Origin of the sequence: Paenibacillus anseongensis (assembly GCF_009757995.1) — a bacterium.
Lineage (GTDB): Bacteria > Bacillota > Bacilli > Paenibacillales > NBRC-103111 > Paenibacillus_E > Paenibacillus_E chondroitinus.
The window spans coordinates 179,440-202,822 of the sequence record NZ_WSEM01000020.1 but is presented as its reverse complement, the minus strand read 5'-3'; the positions used below and the strand labels follow the sequence as shown (position 1 = coordinate 202,822).

At 45.0% G+C, this 23,383-nt stretch carries 26 protein-coding genes and 1 tRNA gene; 11 read left to right on the top strand and 16 right to left on the bottom strand.

Features of this window, described 5'->3' with window-relative positions; genetic code table 11:
- Positions 1-159: 159 nt before the first annotated feature.
- The 6 genes from GON05_RS24700 to GON05_RS24675 form a co-directional block, all read right to left on the bottom strand.
- Positions 160-1,995, bottom strand: a complete 1,836-nt coding sequence (locus tag GON05_RS24700; RefSeq protein ID WP_157322796.1) for a UbiD family decarboxylase — start codon at positions 1,993-1,995, stop codon at positions 160-162.
- A gap of 114 nt (positions 1,996-2,109) precedes the next feature.
- Positions 2,110-2,631, bottom strand: coding sequence for a cupin domain-containing protein (locus GON05_RS24695; RefSeq protein WP_157322794.1), 522 nt, complete (start codon positions 2,629-2,631; stop codon positions 2,110-2,112).
- A gap of 479 nt (positions 2,632-3,110) precedes the next feature.
- Positions 3,111-3,764 (bottom strand): DUF1796 family putative cysteine peptidase, encoded by a 654-nt coding sequence (locus GON05_RS24690; protein ID WP_157322792.1) that lies wholly within the window; start codon positions 3,762-3,764, stop codon positions 3,111-3,113.
- A gap of 545 nt (positions 3,765-4,309) precedes the next feature.
- Entirely contained in the window at positions 4,310-4,783 is a 474-nt protein-coding gene (locus tag GON05_RS24685; RefSeq protein WP_157322789.1) for a CBO0543 family protein, read from the bottom strand.
- Between the two features lie 126 nt (positions 4,784-4,909).
- On the bottom strand, positions 4,910-5,053 hold the full coding sequence (locus GON05_RS39430) for a hypothetical protein (RefSeq protein WP_246239416.1): 144 nt from the start codon (positions 5,051-5,053) through the stop codon (positions 4,910-4,912).
- 462 nt (positions 5,054-5,515) lie between these two features.
- Positions 5,516-6,778, bottom strand: a complete 1,263-nt coding sequence (locus GON05_RS24675) for a P1 family peptidase (protein ID WP_246239415.1) — start codon at positions 6,776-6,778, stop codon at positions 5,516-5,518.
- Between the two features lie 588 nt (positions 6,779-7,366).
- Here GON05_RS24675 and GON05_RS39425 point away from each other — a divergent pair.
- Both GON05_RS39425 and GON05_RS24670 read left to right on the top strand, forming a co-directional pair.
- Entirely contained in the window at positions 7,367-7,516 is a 150-nt protein-coding gene (locus GON05_RS39425) for an Rpn family recombination-promoting nuclease/putative transposase (RefSeq protein WP_246239414.1), read from the top strand.
- Positions 7,476-7,913, top strand: a complete 438-nt coding sequence (locus tag GON05_RS24670) for an Rpn family recombination-promoting nuclease/putative transposase (protein WP_246239413.1) — start codon at positions 7,476-7,478, stop codon at positions 7,911-7,913. Before GON05_RS39425 ends, GON05_RS24670 begins: the two co-directional genes overlap by 41 nt.
- A gap of 316 nt (positions 7,914-8,229) precedes the next feature.
- On the opposite strand, the gene GON05_RS24665 is transcribed toward GON05_RS24670, so the two are convergent.
- From GON05_RS24665 to GON05_RS24650, 4 genes are all read right to left on the bottom strand, one after another.
- Positions 8,230-8,634: an ASCH domain-containing protein gene (locus tag GON05_RS24665; RefSeq protein WP_157322787.1), complete on the bottom strand. Its 405-nt coding sequence runs from the start codon at positions 8,632-8,634 to the stop codon at positions 8,230-8,232.
- The gene (locus GON05_RS24660) at positions 8,612-9,655 is read right to left on the bottom strand and encodes an N-acetyltransferase (RefSeq protein WP_157322785.1); all 1,044 of its coding nucleotides are present in this window, start codon (positions 9,653-9,655) and stop codon (positions 8,612-8,614) included. Before GON05_RS24660 ends, GON05_RS24665 begins: the two co-directional genes overlap by 23 nt.
- A 32-nt stretch (positions 9,656-9,687) precedes the next feature.
- On the bottom strand, positions 9,688-10,215 hold the full coding sequence (locus GON05_RS24655; RefSeq protein WP_157322783.1) for an ATP-binding protein: 528 nt from the start codon (positions 10,213-10,215) through the stop codon (positions 9,688-9,690).
- Between the two features lie 1,108 nt (positions 10,216-11,323).
- A tRNA-Ala gene (locus tag GON05_RS24650) sits at positions 11,324-11,396 on the bottom strand.
- A gap of 199 nt (positions 11,397-11,595) precedes the next feature.
- Here GON05_RS24650 and GON05_RS24645 point away from each other — a divergent pair.
- Complete coding sequence (locus tag GON05_RS24645) at positions 11,596-11,883, top strand: hypothetical protein (RefSeq protein ID WP_157322781.1); 288 nt, start codon at positions 11,596-11,598, stop codon at positions 11,881-11,883.
- 15 nt (positions 11,884-11,898) lie between these two features.
- A complete protein-coding gene (locus GON05_RS24640; RefSeq protein WP_157322779.1) occupies positions 11,899-12,417 on the top strand; it encodes a VanZ family protein in 519 nt (172 codons plus the stop codon).
- On the opposite strand, the gene GON05_RS24635 is transcribed toward GON05_RS24640, so the two are convergent.
- Positions 12,392-12,541 carry a hypothetical protein gene (locus tag GON05_RS24635; RefSeq protein ID WP_157322777.1) on the bottom strand — a complete coding sequence of 50 codons (150 nt, stop codon included), beginning with the start codon at positions 12,539-12,541 and terminating at the stop codon, positions 12,392-12,394. The genes GON05_RS24640 and GON05_RS24635 overlap by 26 nt on opposite strands.
- A gap of 116 nt (positions 12,542-12,657) precedes the next feature.
- Here GON05_RS24635 and GON05_RS24630 point away from each other — a divergent pair, with 116 nt between their 5' ends.
- Both GON05_RS24630 and GON05_RS24625 read left to right on the top strand, forming a co-directional pair.
- Positions 12,658-14,484: an ABC transporter substrate-binding protein gene (locus GON05_RS24630; protein WP_157322776.1), complete on the top strand. Its 1,827-nt coding sequence runs from the start codon at positions 12,658-12,660 to the stop codon at positions 14,482-14,484.
- A 63-nt stretch (positions 14,485-14,547) separates the two neighbouring features.
- A complete protein-coding gene (locus tag GON05_RS24625) occupies positions 14,548-14,952 on the top strand; it encodes a hypothetical protein (RefSeq protein ID WP_157322774.1) in 405 nt (134 codons plus the stop codon).
- 32 nt (positions 14,953-14,984) lie between these two features.
- Here the strand turns inward: GON05_RS24625 and GON05_RS24620 are convergent, their stop codons facing one another.
- Positions 14,985-15,248, bottom strand: a complete 264-nt coding sequence (locus tag GON05_RS24620) for a hypothetical protein (RefSeq protein WP_157322772.1) — start codon at positions 15,246-15,248, stop codon at positions 14,985-14,987.
- A 174-nt stretch (positions 15,249-15,422) separates the two neighbouring features.
- Here GON05_RS24620 and GON05_RS24615 point away from each other — a divergent pair, with 174 nt between their 5' ends.
- Positions 15,423-16,088 carry a tetratricopeptide repeat protein gene (locus GON05_RS24615; protein WP_157322770.1) on the top strand — a complete coding sequence of 222 codons (666 nt, stop codon included), beginning with the start codon at positions 15,423-15,425 and terminating at the stop codon, positions 16,086-16,088.
- Between the two features lie 13 nt (positions 16,089-16,101).
- On the opposite strand, the gene GON05_RS24610 is transcribed toward GON05_RS24615, so the two are convergent.
- Positions 16,102-17,148, bottom strand: a complete 1,047-nt coding sequence (locus tag GON05_RS24610) for an acyltransferase (protein WP_157322768.1) — start codon at positions 17,146-17,148, stop codon at positions 16,102-16,104.
- A 71-nt stretch (positions 17,149-17,219) separates the two neighbouring features.
- Positions 17,220-18,452 (bottom strand): Gfo/Idh/MocA family protein, encoded by a 1,233-nt coding sequence (locus GON05_RS24605; protein WP_246239451.1) that lies wholly within the window; start codon positions 18,450-18,452, stop codon positions 17,220-17,222.
- A gap of 351 nt (positions 18,453-18,803) precedes the next feature.
- Between GON05_RS24605 and GON05_RS24600 the strand changes: the two genes are divergently transcribed.
- Both GON05_RS24600 and GON05_RS24595 read left to right on the top strand, forming a co-directional pair.
- Complete coding sequence (locus GON05_RS24600) at positions 18,804-19,235, top strand: DUF86 domain-containing protein (protein ID WP_157322765.1); 432 nt, start codon at positions 18,804-18,806, stop codon at positions 19,233-19,235.
- Between the two features lie 84 nt (positions 19,236-19,319).
- A complete protein-coding gene (locus GON05_RS24595) occupies positions 19,320-19,949 on the top strand; it encodes a helix-turn-helix transcriptional regulator (RefSeq protein ID WP_157322763.1) in 630 nt (209 codons plus the stop codon).
- A 619-nt stretch (positions 19,950-20,568) separates the two neighbouring features.
- On the opposite strand, the gene GON05_RS24590 is transcribed toward GON05_RS24595, so the two are convergent.
- Entirely contained in the window at positions 20,569-21,201 is a 633-nt protein-coding gene (locus GON05_RS24590; protein ID WP_157322761.1) for a bifunctional 4-hydroxy-2-oxoglutarate aldolase/2-dehydro-3-deoxy-phosphogluconate aldolase, read from the bottom strand.
- Between the two features lie 177 nt (positions 21,202-21,378).
- Between GON05_RS24590 and GON05_RS24585 the strand changes: the two genes are divergently transcribed.
- Positions 21,379-21,825 carry a DUF948 domain-containing protein gene (locus tag GON05_RS24585; RefSeq protein ID WP_157322759.1) on the top strand — a complete coding sequence of 149 codons (447 nt, stop codon included), beginning with the start codon at positions 21,379-21,381 and terminating at the stop codon, positions 21,823-21,825.
- 14 nt (positions 21,826-21,839) lie between these two features.
- Positions 21,840-22,211 (top strand): YtxH domain-containing protein, encoded by a 372-nt coding sequence (locus tag GON05_RS24580; protein WP_157322757.1) that lies wholly within the window; start codon positions 21,840-21,842, stop codon positions 22,209-22,211.
- A gap of 53 nt (positions 22,212-22,264) precedes the next feature.
- Here the strand turns inward: GON05_RS24580 and GON05_RS24575 are convergent, their stop codons facing one another.
- The gene (locus tag GON05_RS24575) at positions 22,265-23,380 is read right to left on the bottom strand and encodes a phosphodiester glycosidase family protein (protein ID WP_157323261.1); all 1,116 of its coding nucleotides are present in this window, start codon (positions 23,378-23,380) and stop codon (positions 22,265-22,267) included.
- Positions 23,381-23,383 lie beyond the last annotated feature (3 nt).

Sequence of the window (23,383 nt, the reverse complement as noted above, 5' to 3'; positions counted from 1 at the left end):
GATAGGGTTTTGTTAAACGCGTTCGTCTTAAAGGACGACGAAATCGTGTATCCTTGGTATGTTCGACGGTGTCCATGCTTTTCCTTTGCCCACTGAGCTCCAAATAGAAACAGCACCACAACCTGATTGGTCGTGATGCTGCTTAATGCTGCGACGGTCTTACTTGTGTAAGCCGTTTAAACTTGCGCCATCGGCGAAGAATCGCATAATGTTCGTCTCAACGGTTGGATCCGGTATTAAAGGAGGCGCCTGGTGCGGTTTGATTCGGGCATCGATGACGATATTATCGCAAGCCCAATGTTTATTCTCATAATAACTGTTCACGCCATGAATATCATGGGACGGGTTGCTGCGCGTAAAAGTGCCCCAAACGAAATTGTCTATGGACTCGCTTATAAATTGGCTGTCATCGCAGACGATGAGGAGCGGACAAGTCGGGAGCGGGCCTTTTGCCGCGATGGCCTCGCATAATTCGCTCATTTCCTTTTGCGTATCGTCATAACTTTTAAATTCAGAAACCTGAATGGCGACGATTCCCGGCATGACCAGATGAGCGTGCTCAATTCCTTTGATGTCATTGAAAACCTCAGGCACCTGGGTGCACAATTCTCTTTTTACATCCCCAACGGCCGCAAAAACAACCTTACTTCCGCTATTGAGCCCAGTACCCGAGTAATCGAGCGTATCGATGGTCGTATTAGTATGAAAATGAAGATCGCGATGAAGATCCATTCTAGCTAAAATGTACGTTAAAAAATGCTCGACATCATGCGAATCCAGAGGCTGGCTCTCTTCCGCCGTAATGAACAAATATTTGGCCAAGCTCACTTGCCCCGTTCCTAGAATGCGATTGGCAATTGTGAGCAGCTCCGCCGGTTGTTTGACTTGTTGATAAGGGGTGTACCTTTCACTTCCGATTGCAAAAAGCAAGGGATGCACGCCCGCTGCATCGACGGCATGAACTTCTTTGACACCAGGAATTTCTTGCTTGATCGCATCCCCAGTTAGTTCATGAATCAAAGCGCCGAACGCCGTATCCTCTTGAGGCGGCCTGCCAACGACGGTGAATGGAAAGACTGCATCTTTCTTGGTGTATACTTTATGCACTCTCATGAGTGGAAAAGGATGCGTGAGGCTGTAATAACCCAAATGATCGCCAAAAGGGCCTTCCGGCTTCGTTTCACCCGGATATATTTCGCCTGTGATAACAAAATCAGCATCATGGCTAATGCAATATCCATCGATATAGCTGTAGCGGAAGCGGCGCCCCGAAAGCAAGCCGGCAAAGGTGATTTCACTCATGCCTTCCGGCAAAGGCATAACGGCTGACAACGTATGGGCCGGAGGCCCACCGATAAAAATGCTTACTTTCAGAGGAAGCCCCTTCTTGGTTGCTTTATCCTGGTGCACGCCGATGCCGCGATGAATTTGATAATGCAGGCCAATCTCCTTATTCAATTCGTACTCGTTTCCGCTCAGTTGAATCCGATACATCCCCAGATTGGAATTCATAATGCCCGGTTTCTCCGGATCTTCCGAATAGACCTGAGGCAACGTGACGAAGGCACCGCCATCTTCCGGCCAGTGTCGAATGAGAGGAAGATCAGCAATGCTGACCTCTTCGAAAGAAGCCGGCAGTCCGCCGGATACTTGGAGCGGCAGTGCTTTCCATGCAGCGAGCCCTGTTCCGAAATGTTTCAAAGGGCTTTTCATGGCCTTCATAGGATCGCTTCGCAAAGAAATGACCTGCTGTACGCCTTCCCACGTATGACGAAAAATATATTTGCTGCGCTCAACCGTGCCAAAAAGGTTGGATACTGCGCGAAACTTCGATCCTTTTACATTCTCGAATAACAAGGCCGGGCCTCCGGCAGCATGTACTTTCATGTGAATGGCGGCCATCTCAAGCTCAGGATCGACTTCTTCATGAATGCGAACCAAATGTCCGTTTTTCTCTAAATCGATGAGGCATTCTTCTAAATTTTGATAGATCATGATTTTCTCCAATCGGATAGCTTCCCCAAAGGTCTTATTTGATACTGTCATTTTACAACAAATATCGCCAAAAATAAAAAACACGTCAGATCGACGTGTTGATCGCGCCTCCTTTTAAACAGGAAGCAGTTCATAGGCTAACTTTTTGATAACATCCTTGTGTTGCGGGTACAGCTTAAGCAGCTCATCCTGGGAAAATAGTTCGAAATCCTGAAAATCAAATCCAGGCGCTACCATGCATCCGACAAGCGAAAACGTATTTTTTTCCATGACCGAGGATCCGAAAATACAGTTTTTTGGCACCAAATATTGTGGGGTTTCGCCATTTTCTAAATGAAGGCCTAGCTTAACTTCCTCATACGTGCCATCCTCGTGAATGACATGAATCGTAAGTGGGCTTCCGGCGTGAAAATACCATAACTCATCCGATTTCAAGCGATGGAAATGCGAGACATCGTGCGATTGCAGGAGAAAGTAGATGCTCGTATAAAGCAGTCGTGAGCCGTTGAATTCGACGGACAACTCTTGATCCGTAATTTTTTCTTCCGCTTGAAAAGTACGTTTATAATAACCGCCCTCGGGATGAGCTTCGAGTTCAAGTTTAGAAATCCAATATTCAGGGCTATTTGTAAGCATGTCATCAATTCCTTTAGTTTAGTGTAGCATTCCAAGCTTGTATTATAATCTAGCAGGTCTGTGAGATCAATCATAGCTTGCTAGATAGAGAGTTTCAGTTGGCGATTTGCACGGCACGGACGTGCTGTGGATGTAAGTAGCATTGGATTTCATCCAATGCTAGACGCTAGCAATGGCCGCTGCAATTTCTATGTTGCATTTTATGCAATATTAAGGCCTTGGATCGGCTGTTGCCGCCTTCTACGTTGTACGAAGTACAACGAGTAAGGCTGAATAGCGCGGTTTTCATGCTATTTTGATTGAATTCATTGTAGTTTGTGCAATGAAGAGCGAGGTAGTGGGGGATAAAGCTGTTTTATGTTGTACGGAGTACAACAAAGGCATGGGGGCGAGGGCGCATGGCGTGGCGCAAGGCGGTCATGCAGAGTAATCAAAAAAACCGCGATCCAAAAGGGACGCGGGTTAGCAAGATCGCCAGCTTACAGTCTTATTTTAAGTCCATTTAAAATATAATCCCATTCTTTCAAGTTGTTCGTGCTTGGAATTTGGACCACACAGACATGATCCAATCCCCAATCTAACTCGGTAACTCGCTCTAAATTCGCGATAGGATTAACGATAAGTATTTTGAAATCACCATTGGTAATTTTGCGCAAAACAGTTTGCAATTCGGCCGCTTGGTCATAGGTGGCAAGGAGTCTAACAAAAAGTGAGGAGTTGGATTCTGCGGATTCTTCTAGGAACCGTCGAATGCGCAAATTCAATTTCGCTTTATAAACATGATAAGTGTAGTACCAACTTTCATTTGGAATAATTGGAAAGTCATGAACGGAGGTCACATTATAGTGCGTGTCTTGGATGAAATAAGAGGGGGCTTTCTGAACAACGGCTGCAAATTCATCGACATACTGTGAACTGCCCTCTATGACTCGCAAGTTTGAGAGGTCCATAAATCCTTGGAATTTATTAGCTAGTAACCTATTTACATCTGTAAGCGATGTAGAAATAACCCAATCCAAAGGCATCGAAAATTTCCTTAACTTGTGTCTTCTAAGGTGACCTGCCGGGTCACAGTTTTGACCCAAGCTTGCAACTAAATCATACGTTGTTCGGCTGAGCTCTTGTAAGTTCATCCTATATCCTCCACCTTTCCACTATATATTAGATTCAAATCTAGTTGGAAAAGGTTGGATAGATGAACCGGTGTGAGTGTCACTATTTTTACAAATTATCCCATGGTAGACTTGCGGGCATTAGTGCTGATATTAGGGCGGAAATTTCGCTACACGTCTAAGAGAGCGAAAAGCCAATTGAAGTGGAGAACTCGCCCGGTTGAGGAAACCGTTTAATGCAGTTATTTGCGACTTTTGCATGCAATTAGGTCTTTTATCGGTCTATTAATGGCTCTGGTGTCCGTTATTTTTTGAAAAAGGGTTGTAAATCGAAAATATGGACTACGCCCGATTTTTGGTAACCGACCATCACCGACCATTGGATCCGGCCGTCGATGATTTCGTGGCATTTTTTTGAGACATTTGCGGAGGGCGTATGGCTTCATTTCCATTACCGTTGGCGGTGTGGGATGCGCAAGTTAGAACGCCTTGGTCTGTATGGAGTCGAAAATGATAGAGATGCCGCATTCTCCTTTCGGGGAGGATGCTGTGTTTTTTCGTTTTAGTTACTGGTATTTTTCTTTGATTTTTTTAAAAAACCAGAGGTAAAACCAGTAAGAAATTAATAAAGTAATCGTTAATGTGAGGTAGCTCAAGTACCAAGTCCAATGTATGTATTTGATTAATTCGGTATGAGTCTCTAAAATGACTTCAGTTATTGTAATTACCGTGGGAAAACTAAGGGTATAAATTGTTTTAACAAGCCATGATTTTTGCTTAGGGAAATAGACGTTAAAAATGGCACTCACAGCTGGCAAGATGAAAAACTCAAAAGTAAAACTCGCTTTGTAAGCCATTTGTAGAATGCCGACAGGATACTCGATTAATCCGCCTTCGACAACTAAAGCTCCGAACAACCAGGAAGGTACTTGCATAAATAAAAAGCTTAGAATGGCTTGCATCAGGTTTTTTCGGTTGATAAAAATTAACAGAAGAATCGCAGTAACGATCCAAGCGGACCAAAGGAGTATCGTATCCATGAGTATGACCATCCATGTTTGTAATACATCCATTATGATCCGAAAAGATGAGCTTTAATCGTTCGGAGCAAGCTGCTCCATTTCATTTTTTCTTTAAGACTCCGGATCATTGTAAGGGCATTAAACTCACTCTGAAATACCTTTCTGGATGTCTGCGAGTGCTTCACGAAAAGGTCGTACTTTCTGCTTTTTCAAAGCTTTTATACCTTCATCCAGCAGTTTATATAGCTCGAATTTACCAACTATTTTTTCGTATCTTTCAATACTCATCACAACAAGATCACCTTAGCCATTTTTCGTAATGCAGAAAGGTTCATCAAATTTATGGCAAAACTCGGAGATCTCGTTGTAATGATTTCTTAGATCTGAACTTGGTCGAGTAGTGGGCAAGTCATTTCCTCCTCGTTAGTTATATCGATATTTTATCTGAAAAACGATATATATTCGAGGGTATCACGCGGATTTTTATTTTAGCGGTAAATTCAGATGCTGTGCTCCTACACTCGACGCAAAGCTGTGAGGTCAACGTATCTATTCCGTTCGCATGGGCGAAAGCCTAGGGCGCATCGCTGTCAGCGATGCGCCCTCTCAGTGTAGTCAGTTTCACTATCCCAAAAACGTACTGTATGAACCAACAGTTTGCGAATGAGAAATAACTCAATTTATATGGAGGCAGTGCTAAGTGGAATTTTATATGGCTTTGGGTGAATCATACGGGGGAGAAACATCATTTCACTTTGTACTTTGTTGATGTTTAATTTCTGCTTGGGCTGCCATTACTCCCCTAACGATAGCCTGCTCAAGTACTACCGCTGCCACTGTTCCGACTGCGGTCACGGCAGCATTCCCTATAAGTCCGCTAGTATCGGTTCTGGTAGCTATACAGAATACAGTATCCCCATCGGCTTGAATATGCACCGGTGAAATCGCTCGCGCCATTCCGTCATGGGCGAGTGTCGCTACCCTCCCTGCCTCAGCTTTGTCTAGTTTGGCAGTGGTTGCGATAACAGCGATGGTTGTGCTCCTGTTCTGGATCGAGCTCGGCATAGGGGGGATTCCTTCAAGAATTGCCCTGGTTTGGTTAACGAATTTACCATTACGTTTGAGCGCCCCGGCTATGATATGATCATGATCCCAAATATCTCCAAGAGCATTAACTACTACAATAGCAGCTACGATAGGCCCGCCCGGGATTTGCCAAGAGGCGGTTCCAACTCCACCTTTCATTGGCGTACCATAAATTTTCCCTACTGTCGCACCTGCTCCAGCACCAACACTACCTTGCGCCACGGTACCGGCCTTTGCAGCTTTTGCTGCCTTGTAGCCCAGCTGTGCGTCAGGTCTGCGGGAGGCTTTCGCATAATAAAGGTCAAAAATAACAGCCGCAGGTACGGTAGGAAGTGGTCCAACATTTGTCGGAGTACCATATCCATGCTCTGCAAGCCAGTTCACAACCCCTGCTGTTGCCGCAAGGCCGAAGTTGCTGCCGCCAGTAAGAAGAACCCCCTGGATGAGGTCCGTTGAAGTACCAGGTTTAATAGCATCTGTCTGCTCCGTACCCGGAAAGCCGCCTCTAACATCCACGCCGGGAACCGCGCCCTCAGGATATAAAATAACCGTACAACCAGTACGACCGCTTTTATCCTCAGCATGCCCCACTAGGACACCCGGAACATCGGTGATACTCCCTTTGGGATGAACTTTTGTTCCCTGACCAATTAAATTGTTGGCACTCGGCCCAATCGGTTGATTAAGTATACTGCGATCGTCTTGATATATGGTCTGGTCGGGATTTTTATCACTATTGAAAAAAACTGTGTTGTATCTTTTAGTTATTCCCTTGCCTCGGTAAATTCCTGAAGTCCTCATTCGAACTGGAGAACCCCAGTATTTCGCCGATCGATTAGTATTGTCTGCGTTCCTGCGCTTATCATCATGCGATGCATCCGCTGGGCGTATGATTTTCGCGGTCAATTTTGCTTTCTTTCTATCCATCATTTCATCTCCGATTTCATGCAGTATGGACTGCTTCAAGCCTTATTTGATGACATTCACCTATAAATTGTATGTTTGGGATGATAAATGTGCTCTGATAAAAAGCAATTTTTTCAATCGGATTGTTTATTTAAAAAATAAAAAAGATTTGCTTCGGGATCGAAATTAAAGCTTTCCGAGGAAATAGTGGTCGTGAGAGGGGGGGGGATGTGAGCGCGGAGTGATTGAGCGGCTTTTTCTTGAAAATGAAAATTAGACCTACAGCTTTCTAGGGCTGTAAGTCCAATTTTCTTTATGCTCTAACAGTGGGGTGGTCTTTAGAGTAACGAATTAAGATTAAACCAAGATTAAGTTTAGATAATTATTGTATGAAAAAAACTAGCGGAGGCTGGAGTATGTAATTAGGCTTTATCAAGTCTTGCAAAAAAGCAAACATCAGTGCGTAGAATTGAATTTACAGTTATCATTTGATCTAAAAAGAGAAAAATAGTAACGGACAGATATGACATTCAAGCTAAAACCGTAAAGGGCAAGCTAATTAATATCCAATTGTAGCTATTTAACCGCTATGACAACGAGAAGCGAACGTTGTATTATTGGAATAAGCAATACGCTAGGCAGCTTGCGGAAGGGCAACCATATAAGAATTTAATTAAGTGTGTCACAATTAATATTCTAAACTTCTCCATCATTCCAAATGACAGATGTCATAACATATTTCATTTTACGGGAAGATAATAGTGGCATTTCATTAACAGTCGATCTTGAATTACACTTTCTTGAGCTGTCAAAATTGAATCATCAACAGAGCGCCGTTTCTGGCGGATTGTTAAATTGGTTACCTTTACCAATAAGTGATAATACAGATAATTGGGAGGTGCTGAAAATGCAGGAACCTGAACTCGGCAAAGCGTTGATTGTTTTGGAATTCCCTAGTCAAGACACAGAAGCGCGACGGTTTTATGAAATGAGACAAAAGGCTTTGCATGACAAGGCTTCGTCTATAGAGGGAGCAAGAGAAGAAGGCGAAAGAAAGGGAAAACTTGAGGTTGCATCCAAAATGCTCGCAAAGGGCATGGATTTGAAATTGGTCTCTGAGCTTACCGGGATATTAATCGAGGACTTAAAAAATTAACTCAAGCTCATTAACTTACTGCTGTCAGGGATATTCTCCTTGGTAGCTTTTTCTTTGTTGCTTTTGCACTGTCTGATAAAAATAGAAAACCCTTGATATACAAGGTTTTTTCTAAAATGGAGCCTAGGGGGATGTATGAATCTCTATTTAAATAGCTGACGAAGCAAACTCGACGAGCTTAAGCCTAGCGGTAGATTCAGATGCCGTGCTCCTATACTCGAAGCAAAGCTACGAAGTCTACACATCCGTTCCGTCCGTGCGGGCGAACCCACCTGGGTTCTCATACCTTGCACCTAGAATGTACAAGGTATTTTTGTTATGAAATCTTGGTAAGTATTCTTAACTCTGCATCATCAATATAACGGTAAGATTGTGGAGCTACAAAACCTTTAAAAATGTCTTGTGGTTCGATAGGAGTTTCATATTCTCGAAATTCTTTAATTTCAATGGCAAATCCTTCAATTTTATCAATGAAGTAATCCCTAAAGAAAATCTCTGAAATTCCTGAGTATCGATTCGTTAGGTCCCAAATAACATCGGGGGAATCGTTTATTATTTTATCAATGGTAAACTCTCCAATGATTTTCCCAACCGGCATAGTGGAGTAAATCACTACAGATTCAACTTGTTTCTTAAAGATGCGTTTGCGATATTCAAACTTCTTGTTACCTTTGATGATTTGTTCAACAAACTCAGGTTTAATCGACAACAATACCTTCAAGTACTTCACCTTCTTTTAGAATTCGATTAAATTGTTCGTCAGTAAGACGGACAAATCCCGGATAAGCATTTCTATCGAGTCCTATTTCTTCGATAAGTTTTTTTCGGATCAGTCTTTTGCTGAGAGCAGCGTTGTAGGTCATCTTGATGGTAAAACAACCGCCTTTTTCATACCAATATTGTAAATCTTTTCGATCAAAAATACTATATGTTGTTGCGTAATTAAAGAATTGTTCAAAATCTGTAAAGCTAGTTTGCTTTCGAATTTCTTCAACAACGCAAATAGAAGAAACAACAGAAGTGTATTCCGCGTTCTGGCCTTCTGTCTTGGTACGATAGATCGCAAAAACATCTCCACGTGCCGCTTCAGATACTCCTTTCATACGACAGACATATACTTTATGAATACTATTTGTATAAGATACATCCTCAAGTATGTTCAAATTTTCAGTATGTAAAATTGAATCGGGGAACATGTTAGTGTGGTATTGAGGGTATATAGAGAGTAGGAATTTTCCATTACCTTTTGTATTAATCAATGGATAATCATCTAATATGTCGCCGGTTAGTATTTTCATGTTTTTAACTAGCACAAGTTCATTGTTTGATGGTTTAGAACCTTGCCTTGAAAAACCGTATCTTTCTAGCAAAAGTACTAATGCTGTATGCTTTTCGAAAATAGTAACATAGCACAATTCAGCCTTAATGGAGAGGGCATAATCAAGCGCCTTTTTTATAAAGCGTTCACCTAACCTAGTGCCATGTGGATTTATTTTGAAAGTACCGATTTTGAGAATAACTTCACCTTCTATCACTGGAGTTACGTCGTCCAACAGACCCTTCTCTCTTTTTAAATATAAAAAGCCTTGAATCTCACCATTTTCATATGTTATATAAGCTTCCTCATCCTTCTTTTTGTTGAACCATACATCAAATCCAGGGTAGTCTTCTTTTAATGAATTAAAAAACGGATCATCCAATCTAATTTTATCAAATTTCTTTTTTTCTAAAAGACCACTCATAGTCAATATCCCCTTCTGTTTAAGTATTTGTATTACTTTTGATATCCTAATAAACTTAAAAAATCGTGGTATATCTCAGGTTTATCTGAAGAGTCGTATACTAAAAAAGGAACATTTAAACGACTTGCAATAGTTTCTGCGTAATTTACTTCGTCTTTCTGGAAGGAGTTTAAAAGAGATTTCTCATATGACCGGCCGTCCCTGGCTTGCAATCTCTCTGAGACTGTATCAATTGAATCAGTCAAGACGATTATCCCTTTTGGAGAAAGTGCCGAAAACGTCTCAAAAGGAATTTGAGATATCTCTCCAACTTTATTAAGCAGACAAAAGTGACCGTCCAGCAAAAAACGTTCTTGCAATTTTACCTTTCTGTTCAAAGCCATAAGAAGTAGATCTTGGTTCCTATCAATTTGGTCAACACGCTTGTCTTTAGCCAATAATTCTTTCTTTTCCTCGGAAATCAAACTACTTGCTGAGTAATGTTCGATGCTATAGTACACAGATAACTTATTACAAAAATAAGTTTTCCCCACACCGTGAATTCCACCTATAAATAACATAGAAATATTCCTCCCTTGCGTTATTTTCTTTAAAGTGCCTGCCAAATTACTAGATGAGCCTTTTAGAAAAAATCATTTTAAAGATGAATCTCATCATCCACTCATGACAGCAGTTGCAGTGTCATTGCACCTAATTACCATTAATTTTACAGTTACTAAAGTCTCGTGGTAAACGGGAATCTTGTCGAAAAAGATAAAAATTTGCTAAAAAAAGAAGTTGTATCTAGCGATTTACAATCGACGTTTGTTTTAAGAAGATACTCATTAGTTTAAGGGGTACATACGATTCGACTGACCATTTGTCTCCATTCCCAAGGGAATCCAGGCTTAAAGATAAAAGGCTATTTATTTTCAATAAAACCTGCAAGATTCGAATTGGGGGAGAAACCTTAAATAGTTTAGATGGGTTCGATAATTTACTGTGGAGTTAAGGGATTAATGCTGACTGGCGACCGCGGTAAACCAGTGCTCTCAATTAACCTAGATGAGCATTTGGAAAATTTTCCAGACCGAAAAGGAGGTAATTGCGATGGCCGAGGAAAACCTCAAATGTTGTCCCGAAATCATATCTATAATGAAGTATGTGAGCTATCACTTGTCGGGGCCAAAGCCAGCGGGGTTCTCTCTCCACGGCTCCAAAAGAAAGAAGCACCACAACCGAAATGGTTGTGATGCTTGGGATGTATGAATCTCGATTTAAATGGCTGACGAAGCAAACTCGACGAGGCCAAGCCTAGCGGAAGATTCAAACGCCGTGCTCCTACACTCGAAGCAAAGCTACGAAGTCAACGCATCCGTTCGTCCGCGCGGGCGAACCCTCGGGGGTTCTCACCCCCATGGTCCATACAAAAAAACTCGATCCCAAGGGATCGAGTTTTTTAATTGTATGGAGCCTAGGGGGATGTATGAATCTCGATTTAAATAGCTGACGAAGCAAACTCGACGAGGCCAAGCCTAGCGGAAGCTTCAAACGCCGTGCTCCTACACTCGAATCAAAGCTACGAAGTCAACTCATCCGTTCCGTCCGCGCGGACGAACCCAGCGGGGTTCTCTCCCCACAGCTCCATACAAAAAAACGCGATCCCGAAGGACCGCGGTTTTTCTATTATGGAGCCTAGGGGGATCGAACCCCTGACCTCATCGCTGCCAGCGATGCGCTCTCCCAGCTGAGCTAAGGCCCCGAAATGACGTGTATCAACGTCGACTTTTCGTATTATACATGAAATATTTGCAGCAGGCAAGCCCTTTGTGCAGATATTTCATATTGTCTTTTATGCCTGCGACGTTTCTGTTGCAAACGGTGCCAAACGTTGTTTTCATTCACATTTTCATGCTAACCTAGTAACAGAAACTAGTTGATCGTGTAGGAGTGACGAAAGAGTGTCAAACGGGGTTTTGTATTGGGTTTACTTGGGAATAGCTTTTATATTGCCATTTGTGATCGGCGTGTGGTTAATGCGGAAAACGAACCGGCTCGGATTCTCTTTCTGGATAACGACAGCCTTAAATATTGTTTTGACTTTAGCTGCAGCATTTTGGTGGAAATCAGTGACGGAGGATCCGTTCCGCATGATGTTTGGGATGGCGTTTTATGGGGTGTCGGCGGTGAATTTGATGGTCATCGAGTTTTTTGCGCTATTTAGCATTCGCAAGAAAATGAATTCGTAGAGGGATGGTTTCTTCATGACGCAATCTTCTTCTAAGGTTTACTTTTATGTATTTACAATTGCTGCCGTCCTCTGGATGGCCTTTATTTTTTTTAAGTCAGGGCAGACCTATCAGCAGCAGACACTGCGTCCGCTTTTAGAATCAAAGCTTAGTGGATCTCCTCTGTTAAATTACTCCCCGTATTTGGCATTCACCTACGATGGGCAAAAACTGTCATGGCAGGACCCCGCCGGCGTTATCGAATTCTTCATAAGAAAAGCAGGGCACGTAAGCGAGTTCGCTTTACTTACCCTGCTCTGGATCTTGGCCTTACTTGCGAAACGAGTACAAGTAAACATGGCACTGCTCACCTCCTTTATCATTTCGATTTTGTATGCAGTGACCGATGAATGGCATCAAACGTTTATTGAAGGCCGCACAGGTCATGCGATTGACGTGGTCGTCGATTCCATAGGAGCACTATTGGCTGTTTTCTTGGTGCTGGCGGTTCTCGGGATCCGCGCTGCGATTAGACGAAGAAGAACAAACTTGTAATCATCATATACACTTTTCTTTTTTTGATGGATTTGAATTTCCAAAGCTCGCGAGCTTCGACTTCCAATTCGTGCTGCTGCCACTGCATTAATTTCTCAGATACATATAAGTTGGATGGTTGCATGATTCGATTCACCTTCCTTTCTTTTCCTGTTAGATCCAGTTTACATCTAGAATAAGGGGAACAAAAAGTGTATAATTCACTTTAACAATTTCCCCTTTTGGAGAAGGAGGTGGATCATGCAGCTGTTATCTCATTTTTTGGAGTTGCGAGCGAGCTTTGCCCATGACATAGAGCATGAACCGCAGCCTATTACGTTAGAAGAATTATCCGAAAGAATGTATTGTACGACACGGAATGTGAAGATTTTGCTGAAAAAAATGATGGAGCAGGACTGGATTTCCTGGAAGCCCGGAAGAGGCCGAGGGAACGTATCCGAGCTGACGTTTCTGGTTTCGGCGGAGGACATGGTGTCCCAACAGGCGATGGAACTGGCGGCACAAGGGGATTATCGTGGAACGATCGAACTCATCCACCAATTGGGCAGGGGAGAGTCGTTACAGGACTCTTTTGTTGATTGGCTGTTCAGCTACTTCGGCTATCGCGCGGTTGTTCAAGCGGAGTGCTCCAGGGATACGCTCCGTTTCCCAGTGTACAAATGGCTGGTATCGCTGGATCCGGCTTTTTCTTTTTTTGCTTTTGACACGCATTTGATGAATCAAATTTTTGACACGCTCGTTCTGTACAATCCCGGTACGATGGTAGCTGAGCCGCATTTGGCACATTATTGGGAGAAAAGTGAGGACGGTCTTCACTATACGTTTTATTTGCGAAAAGGCGTCCTGTTTCATCATGGCAGAGAAATGACGGCGAACGACGTGTATTACTCGCTGTCCAGAGTCAAGGAACTTGGCGCAAAGGCTTGTCAAGGGTGGATGACGGAAAGCATCGAGAATATGCGGGTGCTGAATCGAAGCGCTATTGCGATTGAACTGAAGCAGCCCAATGAGCTTTTTCTGCAGCAGCTGGCACATACTTCTTTAGCGATCGTGCCGGAGGAGATTTGCAGGGATAACGAAAATATATTCGGAAGAATGCCGATAGGGACCGGGCCGTTCAAACTGGAGCGAAATGATGATTACATCTGTAAGCTTCGGGCATTTGACGGCTATTTTGGGGTCAGGCCGCATCTGGATCAATTGGAAATTTGGCTGCTGCCGCATGAACTGTCCGAGGTTGGACCTAGCTGGGATATGGTGCAGGTGTTGTGCGATCATACGAATTCCCGTAAACCGGCCGGTGCCGTCGGCAAAGATGCCGAATGGCATCAAATTGAGCAGTCGATTCTGGGCTGCAGCTTGCTAACGTTTAATGAGGGCAAAATGGGGCCGCAACGCCATCTGAACTTTCGCAAGGCGATTGATTTGGTCATCGATCGGGAAAGGATGATTGAACAGCTTGGAGGCTTCAGGGAAGCGCCGGCCAGCTCTTTTTTGCCAACGATGAATCTCAAACGTACGTCAGCAGAGTACCGCACCGATGTGGAGGAGGCGAAACGCCTGCTTGAGGAGATGGGGTACAACGGCGAGCCGATTCAAATGTACATCTACAGCAATAACAGTGAAGATGCCCAGTGGATTGGTGCGCAGTGTGCCAAAGCTGGAATACGCATCGAGCTCACCACCCGAGGCATGGGGGAAATGATGCAGCTGAACACGATTCACGAGGCCGATCTCATTTTTTATCACATTTGTCTGGAGAGTGAGTACGATCTTCATATTATTCAGACGCTGAAACAGTGCAACAGCTATGTTCGGGCTCACTTAAGTCCGGAACGTATGGGATGGATCGATGCGGAAATCGACCGTATTCTCACGATTGCATCCCGGGACGAAAGGATTAAGAGACTTCATGAGGTGGTTGAGGTGCTTCAGGAGGAGAAAACATTTTTGTTCGTTCTTCACCGCTCTCAGCAAACGACCTATCATGATTCGATCAAAGGCGTATGTATTAACGATTTGGGCTGGGTTGATTTTCGGAAAATATGGTTCACGCCTAGTACTTGATAAATCTTGGCTTATCTGGAAATACTCTTGGTAACAATCATAATTGACCAGGAGGGCATGGGTATGGGCAAAATAAAAGAGGCTAATCTTGTTCGATTTCTTGAACGTCACGATGTGTGGTGCGCAGATGTCGAAGTCATCGCTGAAGGTATCTCAGGTACGTTGGTTGCTGAGTTCTCGTCGACCAAAGGGAGTCAATTCGAGATGAGTCACGTGTACCGCAAAAACTTGTCCCGTGAAATTGATTGGTATGATAATCATTTGCACAATGCCTATGAAGACGTTTCCAAAGAGTTGTTCGGAACGAAATCCCATGAATCGAAAAAATGGGGGAAACGCGAAGAATTTGAAGAGGAAATCCTTGCTTTCGGCTCTATTCGCGAAGAGTTGAAAGAGCATTTTCAACTTAGTCGCACAGCAGCCTTATTTCATACGGAAGATGTGGAGGACCAAACCTACTTGCATTAATTTTTTGTTCCTACCAAATAAAAAAACGACCGTTAAGGTCGTCGACTTCTAGGCTCGTAACGGTTTTCCATCGCCATCCAGCGACCATTCGCAACGAAAAAACCAATAAAAAAGAACAAAACTAAACGAATAGGCACCCAAACTAAGCTAATCTCATGCGTGTTTAGTAATTCAATGATGCTAAATAAGGCGGTAAGCCCAACACCCCAGGGGAGAAGGCCGAAATTCACTAAATATTTGTTTCTGCCGAGCTGTTTTCTTTTTAGCCATATGGCCTTGCGTGGATCCTCGTTCATATCGAAACTCCCTTTTTCTTTTTATTATAGCATTGCTTGAAATAAATCTCGAATCAGTATTCATAAGAAGCCTCCATTCATATGCTAGTCATAGGACGGAAGCTTTTTTTATGGAAGAGATGACCAAAGTCCTCATATTATGGTAGTATAAGGAAGTTGAAAGGAGGTATCACTTTGCTGCTTAAATTTCTTGCTTTTGGCCTGTTATGGCGACTTGTCGGCAATCCATTTCTTGCACTTCTTATTCTATTAATCATTTTATATGTGTTAGATAGAAGATTTATCGGATTAACGCCGAATATTTTTAAGCCATTTCAATTAAGGCGCAGGGCGTCTAGGCTACGAACGGAATTGCATGCGAACCCGCATCATACGTCTGCAAAGCTGGAGCTTGCAAGGAACTTGCTGCAGCGTAATAAATTCCAAGAAGCGCTTCCTTACTTGGAACAAGCGCTGCCCATTATGGAAGATTCCGCAGATGTACATTACGAAATCGGACTTTGTTATCTGAAGCTGGGGGATTTGAAAAAAGGAGAGAGCTTCATGCTCCAAGCGGTAGAGCTGAATCCGAGGGTTAAATATGGCGAGGCCTATTTACGCCTAGGGGAAGCTTTAGCGCCTGTTGCACCCGAAAGGGCTGCGCAGCTTATCGAGCAGTTTCGTGATCTGCACTCCTCTTCGGTTGAGGCGTATTACCGCCTTGGCTTGCTGTATCAGCAGCTTGGGCGCAGCAATGATGCGAAAGCAACGTACCGCGAAGCGCTGGACATTTACCGCGGCTTGCCGCGATACAGCCGCAGACAGCAGCGTCGCTGGGCCATGCTCGCTCGCTTCAAATGAAAAGGTTCCGCTGTTAAGCGGAACCTTTTTTCATAGCTGCGTACATTCGTATGAGCAGCCAAGAGCCGAGCACGCCGATGAAAAATGCGGCGATGGTGTGCAGATCATAGAGCCAGATCTGATCCTGGTTCGGCGTGAGGCGCCCCCAGAGCGTAAGAAGCGCAGGATGCACAAGATAGATGCCGAAAGAAGCGGCTCCTAATGCGGTGAGTACAATGCTAAGCTTCGGGCTAGCGGCTAGACGCCTTAGCGACCATTGGACGGCCCATAGTGGAACCGCCATGCAATACACGAGGAGCGCCAGTTCAAACCAACTATTGCCGATGCTCGCCCGACCATACTGATGCAGAAGAAGCATTCCCACGAATGTGGCTCCTGCAAGGCACATAATGCTTCCCGTTAAGTGTCTGTAACGTTCCGACCAGGCAGCAATAGCCGAATAATGAATGCCCACGAAAGCTCCAAAGGCGAAAAGCGCGGTGTAGCTGACAAAAAGCGAGGCATATTCCGGCAAAGGATACACCTCATGATGGATAAAATAGGCTCCGGCTTGAACAACGATACCTATCGGAATTAGCGCTCGGCGAACCGTAGTTGACCGCCTCACCATCGTGATCAGAAGCGGGAACAAAAGGTAGAACTGAACAATGATGACCATATAATAGAGATGATAGCTGGCATTCCCCGAAATAAGCAGTTTGATGAAGTAAATCATGTCAAAACGAACGGTTCCATGAAACATAAATTGGTTAAACAAATAATAGAAAAGAGAACACAGTACATAAGGAATCAGGATTCTTTGCAGTCGTTTTGTCCAGAAAACATGCGACATTCCTGGGCCCCATCGATCATAATACGTATAAAAAAGCACGACGCCACTGATCCAAATGAATAGCGGCACGGTGAATAAACTGGCTTTGTTCAGGATGAAAAAGATGGTTTGCGAGCCGCTCCCGATGGGAAGCAGCGTAGCGCCCGATGTGCTGTGAATAAGCACGACGGCGATGATGGCGATTGCGCGAATGAGGTCGATCTCGGGTAATTTGGGTCTTGACGGCATGACGGTATTCTTCTCCTTTTTTCACTTTGTCCAATGTAACATGAATGAAAAAGGAGGACAATACACATCAATTAATCGCGATAAGCAACAAAACTGTCTGGATCCAGCAGCTGCCACTCGGATGGAGGAGACCCGAAATCAGGGACGTCCAACATTTCACCTTCCCGTTTGGAGGATTCATGAGCAACCAACCCTGGCGCCAAGTAATCTGCCGCCCGCCAAGCGTTATTTGGCGGCAATTTTTTCGTGTATATGGCTTTCAAATAATCATCAACAAGGAATTGATGCGAGCCGAAGTGCCCGTTAGGAAGCCCCTCAAAGGTATGCGGCAGACGGAAGCTGTGATGCACCTTGGCAAGGCTGGCATGGAAATCGTTTTGCAGCGTTTGATTCATATTGGCATCGCTCACATGTACATACCGATCCTTGCAGGCAAGCTGTGGTGTCAGATTCTCGACCGCCCCCCATTTCAGAGAAGTCCACGCAGAACCACCCGCATGCTCCTCATAGCTGCCGTTTGTTCCGAACATGCTCATATATACGCTGTTGTTCCCTCCCCAGCCTACGCGTCGGAACTCATTGAGTCGCATCATTCCGCCATCTGAGGTACGCACTAAAGCGCTCTGATTGCTGAAGGTATTGTCCCATAGGTTAGCCCCTTCCCGAAAAATCCGATCCTCATGCTGGTCGACATAGCCCAAACAGGATACCTTGGTTGCCTTAGCTCCGGTAACAGACAGAACCATAGAGACGGAATGCGTCGGATAATACATCGGCGGAATGCCGGCCACTTGCTTCCAATCCTTCCCGCCCGAATATTTGAAAGCATCGTAAAACCCATGCGTCATATCATGCAAATACTGAGCTTCACCGTAGACAAAGTTGCCGAAGTGGCCCGCTTTGAATTGATCCCGGCAGTAAACCGTAGAGGGGTAGTAGTAACTTGTCTCCCCAGTCATGTAGATTAATCCGGACCGCTGCACTTCCTGGATAATGGCGGATATTTCCTCTAAGCTTTGCGCCATCGGCACAGCACAATAGACATGTTTGCCAGCCTGCAGAGCTTGTATGGTTTGAGGGCCATGTAGATGTCTTTGTGTAAAAATTGCAACGGCATCCACATCGCTGCTTAGCAACTCCTCCAATGAAGCGTAAGTCTGTTTGAGAGAAAAAGCTTTTGCAAATTTTTCGCGGCGATCCTCGTGCAATTCCGCCAAAACAACCTCATCCACATAAGGATGAGCTTGAAACAGCTGTACGAAGCATTGTGAGAATTGGCCAGCCCCAACAATCCCTATTTTCATACCCACGAGAGTTCCTCCTATAATGAAAGCTTCAAATTCTGTTTCCGATATGTGTGACATCTCTTTTATTGTAAGGAGGTTTGCGCGTCAAGTATTTAGTCCAAAGTAACAATATGGTTTCCAAAATCACAGTAAGATGAGCTAGTCTTTTGCAGCAAGAGTGCTTGCTTGACGCTCTACAGCTAGCGCGATACACTATATAGAAGTGAAAACAGCGAAAGTCAAGAGGGTGATAGTACATGAGTTACGAATATCTCATGCAAGCGGTATTGTTAATTTTCCTGGTTATCATTACTTTTTTTGCAATGTTGATTTGGACGAAATGGCGAAAAAGAGGACGGAGATAGACAGATGTATTTTATTAATCATGAACAGATTGATGCGCGTATTCAATTTCTTTCGGATTTGACCGATGCAGTCAAACAATTGGAGCAGCAGTGGGAGCAAGGCGATAACGGCCTCGTTTGGCAGCTGGCTCAGGAGCGGGTACTCCACTTGGCTATCGAAACCGTGACCGATGTGGGCAGCTTGTTGATCGACGCATTTATATTAAGAGATGCGAGCAGCTACGAGGATATCGTAGAAATTGTACACGGCGAAGGTGCCTATTCCGAATCATTGACAGCTACGTTGCTTGAGCTTGTGAAGCTGAGAAAGCCGCTCGTGCAAGATTTTGTGGACTGGAACCGTCAAGCGCTGCATCCCGTATTGCCTAAGCTTCCTGCGGCATTTGAAGAGTTTGCTGCGAGTGTTAGGGCATTTATCAAGAGTGAATTGGAATAACATACATAGATGTTTCTTAATTTACAACTTCGATATGATGCTGTAAAATGAAGCATAATGATTGTTCCGAGGGTAGGTGAGCTAATGAATCAAACACTTGAGACATCCACACGCAAAGTGATTCTTTCCATGCTCAAAACTGGGGGACCTCTCAGTGTTCAAGAGATGTCCAAACAGCTCGGAATTACAGAGATGGCCGTCAGGCGGCATATTCATTCTATGGAAAAGGACGATCTGCTCGAAACGAAGCTTGTCAGGCAGGCGATGGGGAGACCTACGAATGTTTACACATTAGCTCCCAAGGCAGATGAATTATTTCCCAAGAAATATATGCAATTGACACTCGATTTACTGGATGAGTTACTTGAAGATCAAGGGCATGAGAAGATAGAGCGGCTTTTTGAAGGCAGACAGGATAAGCTTGAGTCTCGCTACCAGCCGCGCATGGTGGATAAGAACTTGGAAGAGCGCGTAGCTGAATTAGCGCATATCCAGAACGAAAACGGGTATATGGTCGATTGGGCGCAGACAGATGCCGACGCCTATACATTCAGCGAGCATAATTGCCCGATCTCCCAGGTGGCGAATACGTTCGGTCAGGCCTGCCAATGTGAGCTTGCTTTGTTCCGAAATTTGCTGGACGCCAACGTGGAGCGCACTGAATGTTTAGCCAAAGGCGCGAACAAGTGCGTCTATATCATTAGTAAAAAATAAATAAGGCTGTCCCGGAGGTAGAATACTTCTGGGACAGCCTTTTCTTGTGGTTGCTAACTTTGTCAACGCTACCAATCTCTTATAGCTGCTGGGCAACTACACTCTTCTTACAGTTCCGTCGCATGGGAAAGGAAACCACCTTACGCGCGCTCGCCTGACAATTTTAACGGACTCCACAGACGCTATTATCGTGAAAATTGCACTGTTTAATTTCTAACGGACACAGGAACCCTTATTTAGCGATTTCGGGGCGAAATCATGGCTGAAACAAGCAAATAGCGGCGCTGGAGTCCGTTAGATTTTCAAAACGGCTAAATTTCGCCGAATAAGGGCCGCTGTGTCCGTTAGACGGTCGGGCATCGTTGGTACACCGTGCGATCACTACTAACGTTGCCTATCTGGTAGGCACTCGTTCAGCTCCGTTCAGTCTCATCTTGTACTGATCCGTTGCGTTCAGCCCCGTCCAGCCAATCCGGACCTCTCGGCGGCCCCGAAGCAAGAGGGAACCACCTTAAGTGTACGTGCCGGCCAATTCTAACGGACACATTCCGTCCGTCCCCAAACCGCGCAGGAAAGAATCAAATTAGCAACTGATTCCCCTCTCCTACCAGTCCAGCACTTAACGCGAAGCCGCAATAAGCCGGGCAGCCTTGTCTGTCACCCACTCGAAGCGGCCGGCTTCGATTTCTTTTAAATTAATAAGCGAACCGCCGATACCAAGCCCGTAGCAGCCCAGGTCCAGAAATTGTTTAATGTTCTCTTCGGTAACGCCGCCAACAGCCATCATTGGAATATGGTCAAGCGGTCCCATCAATTCCTTGATATAGGAGAGACCCAGGCTCGCGCTCGGGAAAATTTTAATCGCTGTAGCGCCTGCTTTCCATGCTTTGACGACCTCGGTCGGTGTCATCGCTCCTGGGAAAATCGGAACTCCCTCACGGCTCGCATAACGAATGACGTCCTCGTCCAAATTCGGCGTTACCAGAAAAGCGGCGCCTGCTTGTACAGCTTTTTGCGCATCCTCTACATCGAGTACGGTGCCAGCGCCAATATACATTTGTTCGCCCAACTTCGCCTGCAACTCGCTAATCATCGTCAAAGCGCCAGGTGTGTTGAGCGTCACCTCCATAACGGTAACTCCGCCCTTCAAGAGTGCTTCCGCTACGGAAAAAATGTGAGCTTCTTTCACGCCACGAACAATGGCGATAATGCGCGTTCGTTCAATTTCCTTCAATCCTTGCTCTCGATTCATGTGGATCCTCCAGTTGTTCAAAGTTCGATTTGCTTTTCATTATGACAGGTCCCTGAAATTTTTCCAGTTTTTTTGTGTCAAAACAAGCTGCTCCTACCTATACTGTAGTAATTCATAGGCATTCGTCTAGAAGCCGCCATCGATCAACGCAGTTTGCAGACTCGGGAGGTGCTCGTCATGACTTGGATGGAGATTAGTGCAGTTAGTTCGGCTGTCGCTTTTATTGTGCTCGTCGTTTTTGCCGTTCGCATGCTGATTACTGCAAAAAGGCTGTTACAACAACTTAGCGATACGGTCGCTGAAACGGAACAGCATGTAGCCAAAGCAGCAGGGGAAGCTGAGCAATTGCTGAACAAAGCGGGGCAGCTGACCGAAGAGGTGCACTTGCAAGTGCTGGCGTTAGAGTCAACCGTTCATTCCATCGAGAAGACTGGAGCAGCTATAGGGGATGTCGCTTCGGTCCTTCGCAAAGGTGCACGCATGATGAGTGATTCGCTTCACGGTGCGGAAAGGGTTGTACATACCCACCAGAAGCGGATAGAGGACGTCATGGAGTGGGCAACGACGGGGTATGAGCTGTGGCAGAGGTGGCAGGCGAATCGGAAAGCCAAATCAGACCATTAAGGAGTGGATTTCACATGGCAAGCGAAAAAAAAGGTAAAGATCTTCTCATCGGTGCGATTGTTGGAGGTTTACTGGGCGCAGCGACAGCTCTGCTGTTCGCACCGAAATCCGGACGCGAGCTTAGAAGCGACATTGCCGAGAATGCCAAAGCCGTTAGCGACAAGACGGTTCAACTGGCAACTTCGGTCTCGCAAAAAACGCAAGAGGTTGCAAAATCCGTTAGCACCACAACATCTGATTTCGTAGGCAAAGCAAAAGACACAGCAACAAATGTGGTGGGCACGGTTCGTTCCTGGAAAGAGTCCAAGATTGACGATGTGGAATTGCAGGATGATGTTGAAACATCTGAAGCCGCAGAAGATTTAGTCATCCTAGGAAATCGCTAATATAAAACAAAAAAGCAGCAAGCTCATGAATTCGAGCTTGCTGCTTTTTGCCTTTACCACTTCGATGGATCAATCTTGCGAATATCCAAGCCTTCCCATACGTTTTTGATGGGAGCCGTTTCCGGATGTTCGAAGACCAGCCATGCCGTAGGGAGATACCTCTCCCCGTATTCACTGGATGGCTTGTTGATGATGGCATTATTATGCACAAGAACGGTAGAAGCTCCACCGTCTAAATTAGCGGCTGTGACAGCGCCATGCGCCAGGAAAATCTCCTGAATATCGTACAGTGTTGCTCCTATGCTGTGTGTCTGCCTGCCGTCGATGACAGCGAATAGAATGGAGCCGTCTTTCGTTTGCGCCATGCTGGTACGCGGAGCAATCCCCCAGCCGTCCGCTTGGCTTTTGATTTGTCCAACTCCGTTGACAATGAACCGCGGGGAAAAGGAAACGGCTTCCTGAACACCCATCGCTACCAGCTCGGAGACTTTATATTTGCCGGCGATCATACGGCCTTCTTTATCGATGCCAACCACTTGCACAGTGCCGTTCATGCCTTTGTCATTGTAAAAGATTTTGCCCCCGGACATGACGATGCCTTCCGGTTGGAATCCGTTCCCCTCCCAGTTCGGGTCGATGAAACCTCCGCCGTTAACGCCGAGGATCGCTCCCGTTCTTTTGACCATGGAGGATACTTTCTCGCCTTTGCCCACTTTATCAGGAACAGCAATGCGAAGCTTCTTTGGATCCGAAATGGTGACAAGCTGTCCTTTGAAATTCGTCCCTGAAATGGGTTCAATGGTGACGAGCTCCTTCTTGACGGCCGCCGTCGGGGCTGTAGAACTTACAGGCTCAATCTGTACGATGCCTTTATCTTTCTCATCGCCCATTTCGTCAAACTTCTTCCAATAAGCTTCTACGCGCTTCTGCAATTCCTCGGAGCCAATTAAATATTTGGCCCAATCGCGATGCTGGGTTGTAATCAAAGTATCGGCCATCATGAGCCGAACAGTCGTACCTGACGCTGTAAGGAAAAACCAACATAAAGACAGAATAGAAAGAAGGACAAAACTAAAAATCGTATACAGAAAAAAACGCATGCCCACAGAACGTTTTCTGTTCTTTCTCGCTAGTCGAGATTGCGTGGAGGCGGTCTGTTGAACAGCCATGAT

What these genes read in the sequence shown, in the direction of transcription:
- GON05_RS24675 (WP_246239415.1), bottom strand. Translation starts at nt 6,778, where the DNA reads ATGGATAGAAAGAAAGCAAAATTGACCGCGAAAATCATACGCCCAGCG.
- GON05_RS24630 (WP_157322776.1), top strand. Translation starts at nt 12,658, where the DNA reads ATGCAGCTGTTATCTCATTTTTTGGAGTTGCGAGCGAGCTTTGCCCAT.
- GON05_RS24635 (WP_157322777.1), bottom strand. Translation starts at nt 12,541, where the DNA reads ATGCAACCATCCAACTTATATGTATCTGAGAAATTAATGCAGTGGCAG.
- GON05_RS24585 (WP_157322759.1), top strand. Translation starts at nt 21,379, where the DNA reads ATGACTTGGATGGAGATTAGTGCAGTTAGTTCGGCTGTCGCTTTTATT.
- GON05_RS24700 (WP_157322796.1), bottom strand. Translation starts at nt 1,995, where the DNA reads ATGATCTATCAAAATTTAGAAGAATGCCTCATCGATTTAGAGAAAAAC.
- GON05_RS24695 (WP_157322794.1), bottom strand. Translation starts at nt 2,631, where the DNA reads ATGCTTACAAATAGCCCTGAATATTGGATTTCTAAACTTGAACTCGAA.
- GON05_RS39430 (WP_246239416.1), bottom strand. Translation starts at nt 5,053, where the DNA reads ATGAGTATTGAAAGATACGAAAAAATAGTTGGTAAATTCGAGCTATAT.
- GON05_RS24620 (WP_157322772.1), bottom strand. Translation starts at nt 15,248, where the DNA reads ATGAACGAGGATCCACGCAAGGCCATATGGCTAAAAAGAAAACAGCTC.
- GON05_RS24690 (WP_157322792.1), bottom strand. Translation starts at nt 3,764, where the DNA reads ATGAACTTACAAGAGCTCAGCCGAACAACGTATGATTTAGTTGCAAGC.
- GON05_RS24605 (WP_246239451.1), bottom strand. Translation starts at nt 18,452, where the DNA reads ATGAAAATAGGGATTGTTGGGGCTGGCCAATTCTCACAATGCTTCGTA.
- GON05_RS24640 (WP_157322779.1), top strand. Translation starts at nt 11,899, where the DNA reads ATGACGCAATCTTCTTCTAAGGTTTACTTTTATGTATTTACAATTGCT.
- GON05_RS24685 (WP_157322789.1), bottom strand. Translation starts at nt 4,783, where the DNA reads ATGGATACGATACTCCTTTGGTCCGCTTGGATCGTTACTGCGATTCTT.
- GON05_RS24660 (WP_157322785.1), bottom strand. Translation starts at nt 9,655, where the DNA reads ATGAGTGGTCTTTTAGAAAAAAAGAAATTTGATAAAATTAGATTGGAT.
- GON05_RS24590 (WP_157322761.1), bottom strand. Translation starts at nt 21,201, where the DNA reads ATGAATCGAGAGCAAGGATTGAAGGAAATTGAACGAACGCGCATTATC.
- GON05_RS24610 (WP_157322768.1), bottom strand. Translation starts at nt 17,148, where the DNA reads ATGCCGTCAAGACCCAAATTACCCGAGATCGACCTCATTCGCGCAATC.
- GON05_RS24595 (WP_157322763.1), top strand. Translation starts at nt 19,320, where the DNA reads ATGAATCAAACACTTGAGACATCCACACGCAAAGTGATTCTTTCCATG.
- GON05_RS24580 (WP_157322757.1), top strand. Translation starts at nt 21,840, where the DNA reads ATGGCAAGCGAAAAAAAAGGTAAAGATCTTCTCATCGGTGCGATTGTT.
- GON05_RS24600 (WP_157322765.1), top strand. Translation starts at nt 18,804, where the DNA reads ATGTATTTTATTAATCATGAACAGATTGATGCGCGTATTCAATTTCTT.
- GON05_RS24625 (WP_157322774.1), top strand. Translation starts at nt 14,548, where the DNA reads ATGGGCAAAATAAAAGAGGCTAATCTTGTTCGATTTCTTGAACGTCAC.
- GON05_RS24655 (WP_157322783.1), bottom strand. Translation starts at nt 10,215, where the DNA reads ATGTTATTTATAGGTGGAATTCACGGTGTGGGGAAAACTTATTTTTGT.
- GON05_RS24575 (WP_157323261.1), bottom strand. Translation starts at nt 23,380, where the DNA reads ATGGCTGTTCAACAGACCGCCTCCACGCAATCTCGACTAGCGAGAAAG.
- GON05_RS24670 (WP_246239413.1), top strand. Translation starts at nt 7,476, where the DNA reads ATGACAGATGTCATAACATATTTCATTTTACGGGAAGATAATAGTGGC.